Origin of the sequence: Kineococcus gynurae, assembly GCF_042433995.1 — a bacterium.
GTDB classification, from domain to species: Bacteria; Actinomycetota; Actinomycetes; order Actinomycetales; family Kineococcaceae; genus Kineococcus; species Kineococcus gynurae.
In genome coordinates this window covers 326,436-341,542 of sequence record NZ_JBHLUI010000010.1, presented here as the reverse complement: position 1 = coordinate 341,542, position 15,107 = coordinate 326,436, and the positions used below count along the sequence as shown (strand labels likewise).

The following is a 15,107-nucleotide window of genomic DNA, read 5'->3' as shown; positions in this document are numbered from 1 at the left end:
CCTCCGGGTGAACGTCGACGACCTGGCCGCCCTCACCAGTCCGACCGGGGCGGCGCTGCTGGCCCGGCTGCAGGCCGAGGACGCGGCCACGGCCGACCCGCTGGTCCTCGCGCAACGGTTGCGGGCCGAGGGTCACGAGCCGGCGCTGGCCGCCGCGGCGATGACCCAGCTGCGGCTGCGGGCGCGGGCGGCGGCCAAGTTCGGAGAGCGCGCCGAGCGGCTGCTGCTCACCCCGGCCGGCGCGGAGCAGGCGACGCGGGCCGCGGTCGCCGCGCGGCACGCCGAGCGGTTCCTCGGGGCCGGTGTCGACCGCGTGGCCGACCTGGGGTGCGGGGTCGGGGCCGACGCCCTCGCCCTGCGCGACGCCGGGCTCGACGTCCTGGCCGTCGACGCCGACCCGCTCACCGCCGCGGTGGCGGCCCACAACCTCGGCGTCGACGCCCCCGCGGGCGCCCGGGTCGAGGTGCGGACCGCTGACGTGACCGGCGGGGTCGTCGACGAGCTCGGTCCCCGCGACGGCGCCTGGTTCGACCCGGCCCGTCGCACCGGGGGTGGTCGGCGGCTCTTCGACCCCGAGGCGACCAGCCCGCCGCTGTCGTTCGTGCTGGCCACCGCGGAGCGGGTGCCCGCCACGGGGGCCAAGCTCGCCCCCGGGCTGCCGCACGCCGTGGTCCCGGCCGGGGCCGAGGCGGAGTGGACCTCGGTCGAGGGCGACGTGGTCGAGTGCGCGCTGTGGTGCGGACCGCTGGCGCACGCCGGGGTCGCCCGCTCCGCCACCGTCCTGCGGCACGGCCGGGCCCACCGCGTCACCTCCCGCGACGCGGTCGAGGTCGGGGTGGGGGCGGTCGGCGCGTTCCTGCACGAACCCGACGGCGCGGTCATCCGGGCCGGTCTGGTCGGCACGGTCGCCGCGCCGTTGGGGGCCCGGCTGCTCGACGAGACCATCGCCTACGTCAGCACCGACGACCCGACCCGCAGTCCGTTCACGCACGCCTACGCCGTCCACGACGTCCTGCCGTTCGGGCTGAAGTCGCTGCGCGCCTACCTGCGGGCCCGCGACGTGGGACCGCTGACGGTCAAGAAGCGCGGCACCGCCGTCGAACCGGAGACCCTGCGCAAGCAGTTGGGGCTCAAGGGGTCCGTCGCCGCCACCGTCGTGCTGACCCGGGTGCAGGGTCGGCAGAGCGTGCTGGTGGTCAGTCCGCTGGGCTGACGTCGGCACCGCGCCCCAGGGTGGCCCGCATGATGACGGCGTCGACGTCGCCCGGCTGGTAGTAGCGCGCCCGCCGGGCGATCGGCGCGAACCCCTCCGAGGCGTAGAGCGCCTGCGCCCCGGCGTTGTCGGCGCGCACCTCCAGCAGCATCCGCCGCGCCCCGCGCGCGACGGCCAGGTCGGTCAGCGCCCGCAGCAGACGCCGACCGATCCCTCTGCCCTGCAGGCGCTCCGCCACGGCGATGGTCTGCAGGTCGGACTCCGAGCCGCTGAGCAGCACGCCCCCGTACCCCGCGACGGCCCCGTCGTCGACGACGAGGAAGCCCCGGTCGGGACGGGCCAGCTCGGCCCAGAACATCTCCGTCGTCCACGCCGTCGCCCCGAACAGCTCGCGTTCGAGGCGGGCCACGGGTTCGACGTCCCACCAGCGCATCGGCCGCAGGACGGGGTCGCCGGGCGAGGTGTCCCCCGTCATCCCGTCACGCGCTTGCGGGCCCCGGGTTCGACGGCGTCGGGGCGGCGCAGGTAGAGCGGTTCGGCCGGCAGCAGCGGCAGCGTGCCCGTGCCGGCGAGCGCGGCGGCGGCGAGGTCGGCGAGCGCCGTGGCGTCGACGTCGAACGGCTCGCGGGCGGGGCCGAGGTGGTCGGGGTGGAGTGCGGAGCCTCGGCCGACGACGACGAGCCCGTCCCGCTCGACGGCCGCGGGCGCCACGACGTCGGGTCCGGCGAGGCGGACCGCCCCCCCGGCCCCGACCCGGTAGCGCGCGGTGTGGACCTCGCGACGGCGCGCGTCGGTGGCGACGAGGAACTCCCCCTCGACGCCCGCGGCCACGGCGGCGTGGGCCAGGGCGTCGAGGGAACAGACCCCGTGCAGCTCCGCTCCCCAGGCCAGCGCGAGCGTGGCGGCGGTGACGATGCCCACCCGCAGCCCGGTGTAGGGCCCGGGCCCGACCCCGACGACGACGTGGGTGACGTCGCGCCGCTCGCGACCGGCCTCCGCCAGCACCGCCTCGACGGTCGGGACGAGCACCTCGTTGTGGTGACGGGCGTCCCCGGCCCGGCGCGCGGCCAGGGTCCCGGAGTCGTCCCGGACGGCGACCGCGACCCCGTCGGTGGCGGTGTCGATGGCGAGAAGGAGCACGCCCGGGATGCTACGGGCCGGTTCTGCACCTCCTCCGGGCCCTGGTCACGCTCCACCGTCGTGCTTGACTGTGAGTAGTCGAATGTCACCGTCGTCGCGGGGGGTCGGTCGTGGAGATCGCCTGGGTCCAGGCCGTGCGGCTGGCGCGGACCAACCGAGGCCTGCACGAAGAGCTGGAGGATCGGCACGCCTCCCTCGTCGGCCGGGCCGAACGGGAGGGGCGGGCGCAGGAGACGTACCGACGCCGGGTCTACGACCAGGTCCTGGTGCCCTTCCGCGACGTCTTCGGCCGCATCAAGAACGTCGACCTGGCCGAGCTCGTCATGGTGGACCTGCCCGTCGTGGGGTCCGCGCCGCGGGTCGAGGTCACCCAGGTGCGACTCGATGCCCTGCAGACGATCGGTGCGCTCGCCGGCGGCCTGGGCGTCGGCGCCGGAGCCGGCGCCGGGGCCTTCGCCACCGTCGGCGCCGTGGCCGTGGCCTCCACCGGGACGGCGATCTCGGGGTTGTCCGGGGCCGCGGCGACGAGTGCGACCCTGGCCGCGCTGGGCGGAGGTTCGCTGGCGGCCGGTGGTGGCGGTGTGGCCGCGGGGACGATGGTCCTGGGGAGCCTGGTGGCGGCGCCCGCCGTGCTGGCGGCCGTCGGGGTGCTTGCCTGGCAGGGGCGACGGCAGCGGCGTCGTCAGCGAGAGGGCGCCGAAGAGCTGGCCGCCGCAGAGGTCGAGCTGACCCGGGTCGAGGAGCGGACGGCGGCGGTGATCAGACGCAGCCGTCAGGTCGCCGCCCTGCTGGACGACCTTCAGGCGGAGTCCGAGATCCAGCTCGAACGCCTGCGGTCCCTCGTCGACGCGAGTGACGACTACGCCACGTACGACTCGTCGCAACGGGCGAGGGTGGCAGGCACGGTGTCCCTCATGACCACGGTCATCTCGGTGATGGCCACCCCCCTCGTCGACGAGGGCGGCGAGGTGACCGCCGTGTCCGGGGACGTCGTGGACGACGCCCGTCGGCGCCTGCCGAACGGGGCCGCCAGGGCCACCGCGGGCGGCGCGGCATGACCCAGGACGCGACGGGCGGACGATCCGGGACCTCGCCCGACGGCTCATCCCCGGCTGACGAGGTGGCGCACGGTGAGGACGGTGAGGACCGGGGCACCTCCGACCCGGTCGTCAGGCGCCTGGCCCGGGCCGGGGCCGGGACGGCGGCGTGGACGCTGGTGAACGCGGCGACGCGGCGGTCGGCCGCTCAGACCGTCGAGGCGCTGCGGGTCGAGGCGATCGCCGGGCGGCTGGCCCAGCGCTACCGCCGGCTCGGGCTGGCCCAACGGGCAGGACACCTTTTCGAGGTGATGCACGAGCTCTCCTTCAACCTCGACGCGATCGCCAAGGGATCCGCGGTCCGTGCCGCGACGACCGAGTGGGCTCCTGGCGGCTCGCAGAGCGCCGCCGCCGACCTGCACCTCGTCGAGGGCGGACGCCTGCTGGCCTCGGCCCAGGCCAAGCTGATGAGCGACAGCACGGTCGGTGCCCGCAGCGTCGTCGACGGCCGCTACCAGGGCATGCAGCGCCTGGTCCCGGGCGACCAGCTGGAGGCCGTCCACCGGATCCTCGACAAGCGGCTGACCCTCAACCCGGACGGGCTCGGCTTCGAGGAGTACACGGACGCCGAGGCCCACGTGACCGCCACGCTGCACGTCGAGGACGTCACCGTGCGGCCGGGACTCCGAGGGCGGACCGGAGCCCGCACCGGAGCAGGGTCGGTCCGCAGCACCCCGGTGTCGAGCCCCGAGGCCCACGAGGCGGCCATCGATCCGGCACGCTGGGCCGACCGTCAGGTGCGCCGCTCAGCCGCACGCCAGGTCGGGACGGCCGCGGCCACCGCAGCGGTCACCGGGGCCGCGCTCGCCGGGGTCGTCGAGGCGGCTCGGCAGGCGGCCCGGGTTCGGGCCGGTCAGACCACCGCCGCGTCCGCCGCCGCCACGGCGGCCGGCGCGGCTGCCCTGCAGGCGGTTCGCTCGGCCTCGGTGGCCGGGCTCGGGGAAGCCGTCTCCGTCGCGATCGCCGCCGGGCGACTGCCGGCCACCCTCGGACGAGGCTCGACCCCCGCGGTCATCGCGGGCGCGGTCGCCGAGATCGCGGCGAACGCGGTCGCTTTCGGCCGAGGGGAGATCGGTACCGGGACGCTCGCTGAACGCTGCTGCGAGACCGCGTTGCGCGTCACGCTGGTGGGGGCGTTGGCCGCCCTGGTCCCGACGACGCTCGGTGGCCCGGTCGTGGCCGGCCTGGTGGGTGGGCTGGTGGGGCAGGCGACGGCCGTCCTCATCAGCCAGGGCCTTCGGACAGCCCTGGCCGCGCTCCGCGGCGAACGCGTCCCAGGCCCCACCCTGGACACCGACGACCTCGATCGACGTCTCGCCGTCCTGGAGGACGAGGCCGCCGCCGCCGTGGCCACGGCGGTCCTGCTCGGTGCGACGACCCGCGAGCTGGGCGAGGAGAGCGACGCCTACGTGGGTGTCGGCGTCAGTCCCCTGCTGGACGACGCGCTCGACGCCGTCACCGGGGCGGACCTGGACGAGGCGAGCGAGCGGGTGACCGAGATCTCCCGCTGCTTCGACGGCAAACCCCTCTTCATCACCGTCGACGAGTTCGACGCCTGGATGGCCGACCCGAGGACGACGCTGTCGCTGGACCCGAACCGGGCCTGACCGTCGAGGCAGCGACCCTCGACCGTCTCGCGCCGCCCGGACCGGGCGGGGCGTCAGTCGCGCGGCGGGAACATGCGCACCCCGTGGGCGGCGGTGTGCTCGGCCAGCGCCTCCGGCGCGGGCGGACCGTCCACGGTCAGCGCCGACATCCCGGCCAGGAAGTCGACGTGGCCGGCGCCGGTGGTGACCACCAGCACCTGCGCCGGGTCCGCCGTCGGGTTGCGGTAGCGGTGCGCCGTCCCGGACGGGACGTGGACCACGGTCCCGGCCGGGGCCGCGTGATCCTCCTCGCCGAGGGTGATGACCAGCTCACCGGCGACGACGACGAACACCTTGTCCCTCGACATGCTGTGCAGCGGTGAGCGTCCCTGCGGCCCGACCGTGGTGCGGACCAGCTCGTAGGCCTGCGCCGTGTCCTCGGCCCGGACGAGGGGTTCCATGACGGAACCCATCAGGGAGAAGGCGCCGAGCGCCTGGGCTGCGGTTCGGACCTGTGCCAGCATCGATGTCCTCCGGACGTGGTCCCGCCGGTCGGTCCGGTGGGTGCTCCCCAGCGTGGCCGGGGTCGACAGGCCGTTCCATCCCCTGTTCGCGGGGGTGGCGGGAAGGACCGGGCGATGTCGGGACGGGTCGATCCGGACGCCGTGGCCGCGCAGGTGCTGCGCGAGCTCCCGGCGGGGGGCGACCACCTCGACGTCCTGCGCGCGGCCGCCGCGGCGCTGCGCGGACGGCTCGGCTACGACGTGGCGGTGTGGGCCACGGTCGACCCGGTGACGACCATGTGGACGTCCTGCCTGCTGGACGGGATGGCCCGGGACCCGGCCCTGGAGGCGGCGGTCTTCGACAACGAGTACCGCGCCGACGACGTCCTCAAGCTCTCCGACCTGGCCGCCGCCGGTCGCAGCGGCACCGCCTGGAACGCGACGCGGGGCGACGTCACCACGAGCGTCCGGCACCGCGACCTGCTCGGACCCGCCGGCTTCGACGACGAGCTGCGCGTCGTCCTCACCGACGGGGTGACCCCGTGGGGTGCGCTGCTGCTGCTGCGCGGGGGCACGCCCTTCGACGCCGGCGAGACCCGCACCGTGGACGCGATGGCCCGCGGCCTGGCCACGGCCCTGCGCGGCGGCCTGCTGCGCGGAGGGTCCCCCGCCGCCCCGACCGGCACCGTGGGTCCCGCCGGGCTCGTGCTGTGCGGTCCGGACGGGTCGGTCACCGCCATGACGGACGAGGCCGCGGACCTGCTCGGTCGTTCCCGCGGCACGGCGACGGTGGAGGCACCGGGCGTCCGGGGGCTGCCGCAGGTCCTCGCCTCGGTGCTGGCCTCCCGTCGGGCCGGTGGGCCCAGCACCGCCTCGGCGCCCACCGACGACGGCCGCTGGCTGCTCTTCACCGCGACCAGCCTGGCCGGGACGGAGGCCGTGGCCGTCGAGCAGCTGCCCGCCCACCGCTGGGCCGACCTGCTGGTCCGCGGGCACGGACTGACCCCGCGGGAGCGCGACGTCCTGCTGCTGGTCGCGGCCGGCCGCACCAACCGGCAGGTCGCCTCCCAGCTCGGGATCAGCGACTTCACCGTCGGCGACCACCTCAAGGCCGTCTTCGCCAAGATGGGCGTCGGTAGCCGGGGGGAGCTCGTCGCGAGCCTCTTCCAGGACGCCTTCGCCCCGTTGCACCGTTCCGACGTCTGCTGACCGGCCCGCAGGAAGACGTCGGAAAGGCCTCCCCCGGTGGCGCCGGGCAGGCGATGCTACGGAGCGTGCCGAACGCGACGAGGACGGGCGGGGCCCTCGACTGGGTACGGAGCCAGGTGCGGCTGCGCGGCGCACCCCGGCTGCACAAGCACCGCCCCTGGTCGCGGGTGTGGGAGGTGCCGACCAGCGAGGGCGTGCGCTGGCTCAAGGCGTGCTCGCCCGCCACGGCGCACGAGGCCCGGTTGCTGCCGGCGCTCGCGGCGTGGGGGGTGCCCGGGGTACCGCGTCCGCTGGCCGCCGAACCCGACGCGGGTTACCTGCTGCTGGCCGACCACGGCGCGACCCTGAACAGCACCCGCGACGCGTCCCGACGCTGGCCGCAGGTGCTGGGCGGGTACGCCGCCGTGCAGCGTCGGGTCACCCCGCACGCCGCGGAGCTGCTCGCCCTCGGGGTGCCCGACCTGCGCCTGGGCGTGCTGCCGGACGTCGCCGCGGACCTGTTCTCCCGGTGGGCCCCCGGCCTCGCGGGCGAGGTCGCGCGGATCCGCGACGAGGCCGCCGAGCTCGCCGAGCTCGGTCCCCCGCCCACCCTGCAGCACGACGACCTGCACGACGGCAACGTCTTCGCCGCCGACCTCGCGGTGTTCGACTGGGGGGACGCCTGCGTCGGGCACCCCTTCTCCAGCCTGCTGGTGGCGTTGCAGGTGGACGACGCGGTGCACCCCTCCCCGGCCGCCCGCACGGCCTACCTGGCCGGGTGGGACCTCGCCCCCACCCGGCACGAGCGGGCCGTCGAGCTCGGCGTCCGCCTGGGCCGCATCAGTCGGGCGCACAGCTGGGAGCGGGCGCTCGCCGACTGGCCCGACCCGCCCGCGGCCTACGCCGGCGCGCCGGGCCACTGGTTGCGGACGCTGCAGACGACGGTGTGACCCCGGTCAGGTGGCCGGGGACGCGTCGAGGCGTCGGACGAACTCGACCGAGAGCCGCTCGACCTCGAGATGCTCACCGTCGCAGGTGATCTCGTGGAAACTCTCCTCGAACACGACCTCGGTGACGTCGATGGAGGAGATCCCGCGCAGCACGGTGGCGCTCGAGAGCGCCGGGACGACGTGGTCGACGCGGCTGCGCAGCAGCAGCACCGGCTGGGTCACCAGGGCCAGGTCGCGCCGGGTGTCGCGCCAGCCCCCGGTCGAGGAGACGAGCGCGCGCAGCGGCGTGCGGTCGTAGGCCCGCACCGGCCGGGCGGGGTTCTTCTGGTCCCCGGCGATGGCGGGCCAGGAGGGCAGGGTGCGACCGAGCACTGTCACCGCGGCCGTCCGCAGCGGGTCCAGGCGCACGGCCGGGTTGGCCAGGACCACCCCCGCGACCGCCTCGGGGTGCAGCTCGGCCAGGCGCAGGCACAGCGCCCCGCCCATCGAGATGCCGGCGACGACGACCCGGTCGTGGTCGGCGGCCAGTCGGCGCAGCTCGGCCCGCAGGGCACCGAGCCAGTCCGCCCAGGTCGTCGTGTTGCAGTCGGCGACGGTCGTGCCGTGGCCGGGCAGCCGCGGGGCGGACACGTCGAACCCCGCGGCGGCGAAGGCCTCGGCCCAGAGCCGCACCGACTGCGGAGAGGCGGTGAAACCGTGGCTGACCAGCACCGCGGTCCGCGAACCGGGTCGCGCCGAGAACGAGGCGACCTCCGGGTCCAGGTCCAGCAACCGGGTCATCGGCCCTCCTCGGGACTCGTGCTGCGGTCCGGCTCGGCGAGACCGGTCAGGACGCCCGCCCAGCGCCCGCCGATCCCGCGCAGGGTGACCTCGCGGGCCTCCACCGGCACCTCGGACGTCCCCTCGTCCGCCGACGCCCCGCTGCCGGGCAGCGTGCCGTGCGGGCGCACCAGGTCGACCTCGAGGCGCTCACCCGCCAGCTCCTCCACGAGTCCGCGCCCCCACTCCACGACGGTCACCGCCTCCTCGGTCGAGGCGTCGAGGTCGAGGTCGTCCAGCTCGGCGAGCGAACCGATGCGGTAGGCGTCGACGTGCACGAGCGGGGGGCCACCCCGCAGGGTGGGGTGGACCCGGGCGATGACGAAGGTGGGCGAGGTGACCGGACCCCGTACCCCGAGGCCCTCGGCGAGCCCCCGGGTCAGCGTGGTCTTGCCCGCCCCCAGGTCGCCCGCGAGGACGAGCAGGTCACCGGCCCGCAACCGGGCGCCCAACCGGGCGCCGAAGGCCGCGGTGGCCTCCGGGGTCGCCAACCGCACCGTCACCGGCCTCGGCGTCGCGTCGTCCGTCATGCCCGCACCCCCCGCCGCACGGTCCTCCGTCGTCGGGGCAGCGGGACCACCACCTGCTCCGGTGGCGGACCCGCGACCACCCCTCGTCCCACCCGGGCCAGCAGGCCGAGCAGCCGGGCGTTCACGACGTCGGGACGTTCCAGCAGGACGAGGTGGCCCGAGGCGCGGAGCAGGACGTGCTCGGCCCCCTCGATCGCGCCCGCCACGTCCGCGCCGTGCCCGGGCGGGACCATCCGGTCGCGCTCTGCGCTCAGCACGAGGACCGGCCGTCCGGCGAGCGCCGGCAGCGCGGCCGCGAGGTCCAGGGTGGCGAAGGCCGGGAGGAGGTCGGCGATGACGTCGACCGGGGTCGCGGCCATCATCCGGGCGACCGCCCGGACCAGCTCCGGCTCGACAGGACCCGCGAAGTTCCACCGGCGCAGCAACCGCTGCTCGAGGTCGGCCCCGGCCCGGCGGCCCCGTTCCAGGACGTCGAGGTGCTCGCGCCCCCGCTCCAGCGCGTTCTCCGCCCAGCGCAACAGGTGCCGGCCCAGCAACGGCAGACCGTGGTCGAAACCGGCGAGCCCCCCGGAGCTGGTGGCGATCAGCCCCACCCCGGCGACGCGCGGCAGCAGGTCGGGGCGGCGCGCGGCCAGTTCCATCACCGTCATCCCGCCGAGGGAGTGCCCGACCAGGACCACGGGCCCGTCGGGGACGACGGTGTCGAGGACCCGGCCGAGGTCGTCGGCCAACTGTCGGACCGTGATCGGGCCGGCCGGTCCACGGGTGGAGGCGCCGTGCCCGCGCAGGTCGGGCACGACCACCCGGTACCCCTCGCGCAGCGCGGTCAGCTGCTCCACCCAGCACTCGCCGGACAACCCGTAGCCGTGGACGAGGACGACCGTGGGTCGGGGAGCGCCGCTCGGGTCGGTCGCCTTGGTCGCGTCGGTCGGGCCCTCCACGAGCACCTGCAGCTCGGCCCCGTCGTCGGTGCGCACCCGGGCCACCTCGCCCCGGATCGGTTCGTCCCCGGTCACCACCGGTGCCGCCGGGGCACGCGGGGGCCGGCGATGCGGGTGACGATCTCGTAGGAGATGGTGCCCGCGGCCTCGGCCCAGTCCTGGGCGGTCGGCGCCCCGTCGTGGCCGTCGCCGAACACGACGACCTCGCTGCCGACCTCGGGCTCCTCGCCGCCGAGGTCGACGACGAACTGGTCCATGCAGATGCGTCCCGTGACCGGCCGCCGCGCGCCGGCGACCAGGACGGACCCGCCGGCAGTACCCGCGGGCGAGGGCCGCGAGGCGTGCCGCGGGATCCCGTCGCCGTAGCCGAGCGGGACCAGCCCGAGGGTGGTGGCCCGCGGGGTCGACCAGGTGAGGCCGTAGGAGACCCCCGTGCCGGCGGGGACCCGGCGCACGTGGGCGAGCCGGGACCGCAACGTCATCGCCGGCCGCAGCCCGAGCTCGGTCGAGGTCGCGAGCTGCGGGGCCGGGCTGAGCCCCCAGCAGGCGAGCCCGACGCGGACCAGGTCGAACCGGGACCCGGGCAGCAGCAGCGCGGCGGCCGAGTTCGCGTGGTGCAGCCGACCGGGGTCCAGGCCCGCCCCCCGCAGCTCGACGACGGCGTCGGCGAACGCGGCGAGCTGACGGGCGTTGGCCGGGTCGGCGGGCACGTCGGAGGAGGCCAGGTGGGCCCAGGTCCCGACGAGGCGGACCGCCCCCTCGGCGACCGCGCGGGACAGCTCGGCCAGCATCGCCGGGCGGTCCGGGTCGGCCACCCCGCCGCGGGACATGCCGGTGTCGAGCTCCAGGTGGACGCGGGCGGGGCGGCCCAGCGCGCGGGCGGCCGCGACGACGGCGGCCAGGGACCAGGGCGCGGCGACCGAGAGCTCGACGTCGGCCGCGACGGCCACCGTGAGATCGTCCCCGGGGATGAGCAACCAGGCCAGGACGGGGGCCTCGATCCCCCCCGCCCGCAGGGCCAGGGCCTCGGCGACGGTGGCGACCCCCAGGCTGGTCGCCCCGCCGTCCAGGGCGGCCCGCGCCGCGGGCAGGGCCCCGTGCCCGTAGGCGTCGGCCTTGACGACGGCCATGACCTCGGCCGCGCCGACGGTCGCCCGGACCGCGGCCACGTTGTCGCGGACCGCGCCGAGGTCGACCACCACCTCGCTGCCGGTCTGCGTCGCGGTCGTCTCCACGGCCAGCACGCTACTGCGGCGGGCGGGGTCGGGCCGGGCGGACCCGCACCTCACCAGCCGGGCAGCGAGGTCAGGGCCGCGGGCACGGCGTCGGCGACGTCGCGCGCCGCGACCGGCCCCCCGGCGGCGGCCAGGGCCGCGGCCCGGCCGTGCACGACGGCGGCCACCGCGGCCAGCTCGGCCGCGCGGGTCGGGTCGGCCGCCAGCGCCCCGGCGTGCCCGGCCAGGACCGTGCCCAGGATCCCGGCCAGCACGTCGCCCGCCCCGGCGGTCGAGAGCCAGGGGGTGGCCGAGGCGGCGGTGACCACGTCCCCGCCGGGCCCGGCGACGGTCGTCACCGTCCCCTTCAGCAGGACGGTGGCCCCCGTCGCGCGGGCCGCGTCGTGGGCGTGGGCGGCCGGGTCGGCCTCGACCGCGGCGCGGTCGACGTCGCGGCCCAGGGTGGCGAGCAGGCGCGCGAGCTCCCCCGCGTGCGGGGTGAGGACGTGCTGCGGCGCGAGGCCCTCCGGCAGCCGGGCGAGCGCCCCGGCGTCGACGACGGCGGGTTCCCCGGAGGCGAGGGCCGCGGCGATCCTGGCCCCCTGCTCCTCGTCGTCGGGCGCGACCCCCGGGCCCAGCACCCAGGCCTGGACGCGTCCCGGGCCGACCACGACCTCCGGGCGGACGTGCCGGACGAGTTCGGCCGGGTGCGCCGGACCGCCGTAGCGGACCATCCCGGCCCCGGCCCGGACCGCGCCCTCGACGGCGAGGACGGCCGCGCCCGTGTAGTCGGCACCCCCGGCGACGACACCGACGACCCCGCGCGAGTACTTGTCGTCCTCCGGCCGGGCCCGCCGCCACGCGCGGGCCGCGTCGACCGGCTCCAGCCGGCGCACGGACGGGGCCGGCAGCTCCCCGGTGATCCCGATGTCGACGACCACGAGCCGCCCGCAGGTGCGGGCCGCCGGTCCGAGCAGGTGGCAGGGCTTCGCCGTGCCGAAGGTGAGGGTCACGTCGGCGGGCAGCACCGCCGCGTCCAGGCGGCCGGCATCGGCGTCGAGACCGCTGGGGAGGTCGAGGGCGAGCACGACCGGTCCGCCGTCGGCGTCCAGCGCCGCGGGCAGGGGCCGCAACGGCTCGCGCAGGCCGCCGCTGCCACCGATGCCGGCGATCCCGTCGAGCAGCAGGTCGGCCTCCGCGCAGAGGGCGGTGTCCTCGGGGGCGAAGGGCCGGACCCGGGCCCCGGCGGCGCGAGCGGCGGCGGCGCCCGCGGCGTGGACCCGCCCGGAGGTCGTGAGCACCAGGACGTCGGCCCCGCGCCGGGCGGTGCGGGCGGCGGCGAAGAGCGCGTCCCCCCCGTTGTCCCCGGCCCCCGCCAGCACGACGACCCGGCGGCCGACCACGCCCCCGGCGACCTCGCGCAGGATGCGGGCGCTCTCCACGTCCACGGCCGCGGCCGCCCGCTGCATGAGCAGACCCGCGGGGAGGCGGGCCATGACCCGGCCCTCGGCGGCCCGGACCTGGGCGACGGTGTGCGCCGCGATCACGCGGTCACCGGCTCACCGGCGGCTCGACCGGTCATCGCCCTTCGGCTACCACCATCGCGGTGGCGATGCCGGCGTCGTGGGAGAGCGAGAGGTGGAACTTCTCCACCCCCTGGCGACGGGCCTCCTCGGCCGCGCTGCCCTTGATGACGATCTCCGGGCGGTGCCCGGTGTCGCGCTCGACGAGCACGTCGGTCCAGACCAGGCCGACCGGGGCGCCGAGGGCCTTGGCGACGGCCTCCTTGGCGGCGAACCGGGCGGCCAGCGACTCCGCGGGCAGCCCCCGCTCACCGTCGCCGAACAACCGCTCCAGCAACCGCGGCGTGCGCTCGACCTGCCGGACGAACCGGGCGATGTCGACGACGTCGATGCCGATCCCGACGATCACGTGGCCACCCCGAGGCTCATCTCTGCTCCCTGACGACGATTGCCGCCACAGTGCCACGCGCCCCGACGCGCCCGCCGACCGGGGTCCGCGAGCGGCCCCGGCCGGGCGGTCACTCGACGGTGACGGACTTGGCCAGGTTCCGGGGCTGGTCGACGTCGAGCCCCTTGGCCGCGGCCAGCTCGCAGGCGAACACCTGCAACGGGACCACCGCGAGCAGCGGGGAGAGCAACGTCGAGGTCTGCGGGATGCGGATGACGACGTCGGCGAACGGCTCGACCGCGGTGTCCTCCTGCTCCGCGATGACCAGCGTCCGGGCGCCCCGGGCCCGGACCTCCTGGATGTTGGAGACCACCTTGGAGTGCAACGAGTCCCGGCCGCGGGGCGAGGGCACGACCACGAACACCGGCTGCCCCTCCTCGACCAGGGCGATCGGGCCGTGCTTGAGCTCCCCGGCCGCGAAACCCTCGGCGTGGATGTAGGCGAGCTCCTTGAGCTTCAGGGCCCCCTCCATCGCGACCGGGTAGCCGACGTGCCGTCCGAGGAACAGCACCGAGCGGGTGTCGGCCATGGACCGGGCGATGCCACGGACCTGCTCCAACCCGTCGAGGACCTCCTGCACCTGGGCGGGGATCTGGGCCAGTTCGTCCAGGACGACCTTGATCTCGTCGGCGAACTTGTTGCCGCGCACCTGGGCCAGGTACAGACCGAGCAGGTAGCAGGCCGCGATCTGGGCCAGGAACGCCTTGGTCGAGGCGACGGCGATCTCGGGGCCGGCGTGGGTGTAGAGGGCGGCGTCGGACTCGCGCGGGATCGTGGACCCGTTGGTGTTGCAGATGGCGAGGACCTTGGCCCCCTGCTCCCGGGCGTGCCGGATCGCCATGATCGTGTCCATGGTCTCCCCGGACTGGGAGATGGCCACGACCAGGGTGCGCTCGTCGACGACCGGGTCGCGGTAGCGGAACTCGTGGGCCAGTTCCACCTCGCACGGGATCCGGCACCAGTGCTCGATCGCGTAACGGGCCACCTGACCCGCGTAAGCGGCTGTGCCGCAGGCGATGATGACGACCTTGGAGACGCTGCGCAGCTCGGCCTCGGACACCTTCATCTCGTCCAGGACGAGTTTCCCGGCCGGGTCGGTGCGACCGAGCAGGGTGTCGGCGATGGCCTGCGGCTGGTCGTGGATCTCTTTGGCCATGAAACTCGGGAAACCACCCTTCTCGGCGGCGGCCGCGTCCCAGTCCACGTGGAACCGGCGGCCCTCGACGGGGGAACCGTCGAACCCGGTCACCACGACGGAGTCCGGGGTGATGGTGACGACCTGGTCCTGGCCGAGTTCGAGCGCCTCGCGGGTGTGGGCGATGAACGCCGCCACGTCGGAGCCCAGGTAGTTCGCACCCTCCCCCAGCCCGACCACCAGCGGGGAGTTCCGGCGCGCCCCCACGATGACGTCGGGGGCGTCGGCGTGGACCGCGAGCAGGGTGAAGGCCCCCTCCAGCCGCGCGCAGACCGCCCGCATGGCCTCGGTCAGGTCGCCCAGCTCGGTGACGGCCGCCCCGAGCAGGTGCGCGACGACCTCGGTGTCGGTCTCAGAGGTGAAGGGGACGCCCGCCTCGACGAGTTCCGCCCGGAGCACCGCGAAGTTCTCGACGATGCCGTTGTGGATGACCGCCGTCCGCCCGGAGGCGTCGGTGTGCGGGTGCGCGTTGGCGTCGGTGGGACCGCCGTGGGTCGCCCAGCGGGTGTGCCCGATGGCGGTCGAGGAGACCGGCAGCGGGTCGGCCTCGAGGGCCGCGACGAGGTTGCCGAGCTTGCCCGCGCGCTTGCGGACGTCCACCCCGGCGGACGTCACGACGGCGATGCCGGCCGAGTCGTAGCCGCGGTACTCCAGCCGCCGCAGGCCTTCGAGGACGACCGCGGTGCCCGCTCCGCCGACGGGGGCGGGCGAGGTCTCGGGCAGGGTTCCGACGAATCCGACGATGCCGCACATGGGACCG

Annotated in this window: 15 protein-coding genes; 5 read left to right on the top strand and 10 right to left on the bottom strand. The window is 76.2% G+C overall.

What is annotated here, in order from left to right; genetic code table 11:
- Positions 1 to 7: 7 nt before the first annotated feature.
- Positions 8 to 1,213 (top strand): class I SAM-dependent methyltransferase, encoded by a 1,206-nt coding sequence (locus ACFFKU_RS15380; protein WP_380139223.1) that lies wholly within the window; start codon positions 8 to 10, stop codon positions 1,211 to 1,213.
- Here the strand turns inward: ACFFKU_RS15380 and rimI are convergent.
- Together rimI and tsaB are read right to left on the bottom strand one after the other, a co-directional pair.
- On the bottom strand, positions 1,197 to 1,688 hold the full coding sequence (gene rimI, locus ACFFKU_RS15375) for a ribosomal protein S18-alanine N-acetyltransferase (protein WP_380139222.1): 492 nt from the start codon (positions 1,686 to 1,688) through the stop codon (positions 1,197 to 1,199). The genes ACFFKU_RS15380 and rimI overlap by 17 nt on opposite strands.
- Positions 1,685 to 2,353: a tRNA (adenosine(37)-N6)-threonylcarbamoyltransferase complex dimerization subunit type 1 TsaB gene (gene tsaB, locus ACFFKU_RS15370; protein ID WP_380139221.1), complete on the bottom strand. Its 669-nt coding sequence runs from the start codon at positions 2,351 to 2,353 to the stop codon at positions 1,685 to 1,687. The genes rimI and tsaB overlap by 4 nt, the downstream gene beginning before the upstream one ends.
- A 110-nt stretch (positions 2,354 to 2,463) precedes the next feature.
- On the opposite strand from tsaB, the gene ACFFKU_RS15365 reads away from it, so the two are divergent.
- Together ACFFKU_RS15365 and ACFFKU_RS15360 are read left to right on the top strand one after the other, a co-directional pair.
- A complete protein-coding gene (locus tag ACFFKU_RS15365; RefSeq protein ID WP_380139219.1) occupies positions 2,464 to 3,411 on the top strand; it encodes a hypothetical protein in 948 nt (315 codons plus the stop codon).
- A 62-nt stretch (positions 3,412 to 3,473) separates the two neighbouring features.
- Positions 3,474 to 5,057 (top strand): hypothetical protein, encoded by a 1,584-nt coding sequence (locus ACFFKU_RS15360; RefSeq protein ID WP_380139218.1) that lies wholly within the window; start codon positions 3,474 to 3,476, stop codon positions 5,055 to 5,057.
- Positions 5,058 to 5,110: 53 nt separating this feature from the next.
- Here the strand turns inward: ACFFKU_RS15360 and ACFFKU_RS15355 are convergent, their stop codons facing one another.
- Complete coding sequence (locus ACFFKU_RS15355) at positions 5,111 to 5,560, bottom strand: cupin domain-containing protein (RefSeq protein WP_380139217.1); 450 nt, start codon at positions 5,558 to 5,560, stop codon at positions 5,111 to 5,113.
- Between the two features lie 114 nt (positions 5,561 to 5,674).
- Between ACFFKU_RS15355 and ACFFKU_RS15350 the strand changes: the two genes are divergently transcribed.
- Both ACFFKU_RS15350 and ACFFKU_RS15345 read left to right on the top strand, forming a co-directional pair.
- Positions 5,675 to 6,748, top strand: a complete 1,074-nt coding sequence (locus tag ACFFKU_RS15350; protein WP_380139216.1) for a helix-turn-helix transcriptional regulator — start codon at positions 5,675 to 5,677, stop codon at positions 6,746 to 6,748.
- Positions 6,749 to 6,813: 65 nt separating this feature from the next.
- Positions 6,814 to 7,677 (top strand): phosphotransferase family protein, encoded by an 864-nt coding sequence (locus tag ACFFKU_RS15345; RefSeq protein WP_380139214.1) that lies wholly within the window; start codon positions 6,814 to 6,816, stop codon positions 7,675 to 7,677.
- A gap of 6 nt (positions 7,678 to 7,683) precedes the next feature.
- Here ACFFKU_RS15345 and ACFFKU_RS15340 read toward each other — a convergent pair whose 3' ends face one another.
- The 7 genes from ACFFKU_RS15340 to glmS all read right to left on the bottom strand — a co-directional run bounded on the left by ACFFKU_RS15340 (position 7,684) and on the right by glmS (position 15,100).
- Positions 7,684 to 8,457 (bottom strand): alpha/beta hydrolase, encoded by a 774-nt coding sequence (locus tag ACFFKU_RS15340; RefSeq protein WP_380139213.1) that lies wholly within the window; start codon positions 8,455 to 8,457, stop codon positions 7,684 to 7,686.
- Positions 8,454 to 9,026 (bottom strand): tRNA (adenosine(37)-N6)-threonylcarbamoyltransferase complex ATPase subunit type 1 TsaE, encoded by a 573-nt coding sequence (gene tsaE, locus ACFFKU_RS15335; RefSeq protein WP_380139212.1) that lies wholly within the window; start codon positions 9,024 to 9,026, stop codon positions 8,454 to 8,456. The genes ACFFKU_RS15340 and tsaE overlap by 4 nt, the downstream gene beginning before the upstream one ends.
- A complete protein-coding gene (locus tag ACFFKU_RS15330) occupies positions 9,023 to 10,003 on the bottom strand; it encodes an alpha/beta hydrolase (RefSeq protein ID WP_380139210.1) in 981 nt (326 codons plus the stop codon). The genes tsaE and ACFFKU_RS15330 overlap by 4 nt, the downstream gene beginning before the upstream one ends.
- A gap of 35 nt (positions 10,004 to 10,038) precedes the next feature.
- On the bottom strand, positions 10,039 to 11,202 hold the full coding sequence (alr, locus tag ACFFKU_RS15325; protein ID WP_380139209.1) for an alanine racemase: 1,164 nt from the start codon (positions 11,200 to 11,202) through the stop codon (positions 10,039 to 10,041).
- Between the two features lie 50 nt (positions 11,203 to 11,252).
- Complete coding sequence (locus ACFFKU_RS15320; RefSeq protein ID WP_380139208.1) at positions 11,253 to 12,728, bottom strand: bifunctional ADP-dependent NAD(P)H-hydrate dehydratase/NAD(P)H-hydrate epimerase; 1,476 nt, start codon at positions 12,726 to 12,728, stop codon at positions 11,253 to 11,255.
- Between the two features lie 31 nt (positions 12,729 to 12,759).
- A complete protein-coding gene (locus ACFFKU_RS15315) occupies positions 12,760 to 13,113 on the bottom strand; it encodes a holo-ACP synthase (protein ID WP_380139207.1) in 354 nt (117 codons plus the stop codon).
- A 109-nt stretch (positions 13,114 to 13,222) separates the two neighbouring features.
- On the bottom strand, positions 13,223 to 15,100 hold the full coding sequence (gene glmS, locus ACFFKU_RS15310; RefSeq protein ID WP_380139206.1) for a glutamine--fructose-6-phosphate transaminase (isomerizing): 1,878 nt from the start codon (positions 15,098 to 15,100) through the stop codon (positions 13,223 to 13,225).
- Positions 15,101 to 15,107: the final 7 nt, after the last annotated feature.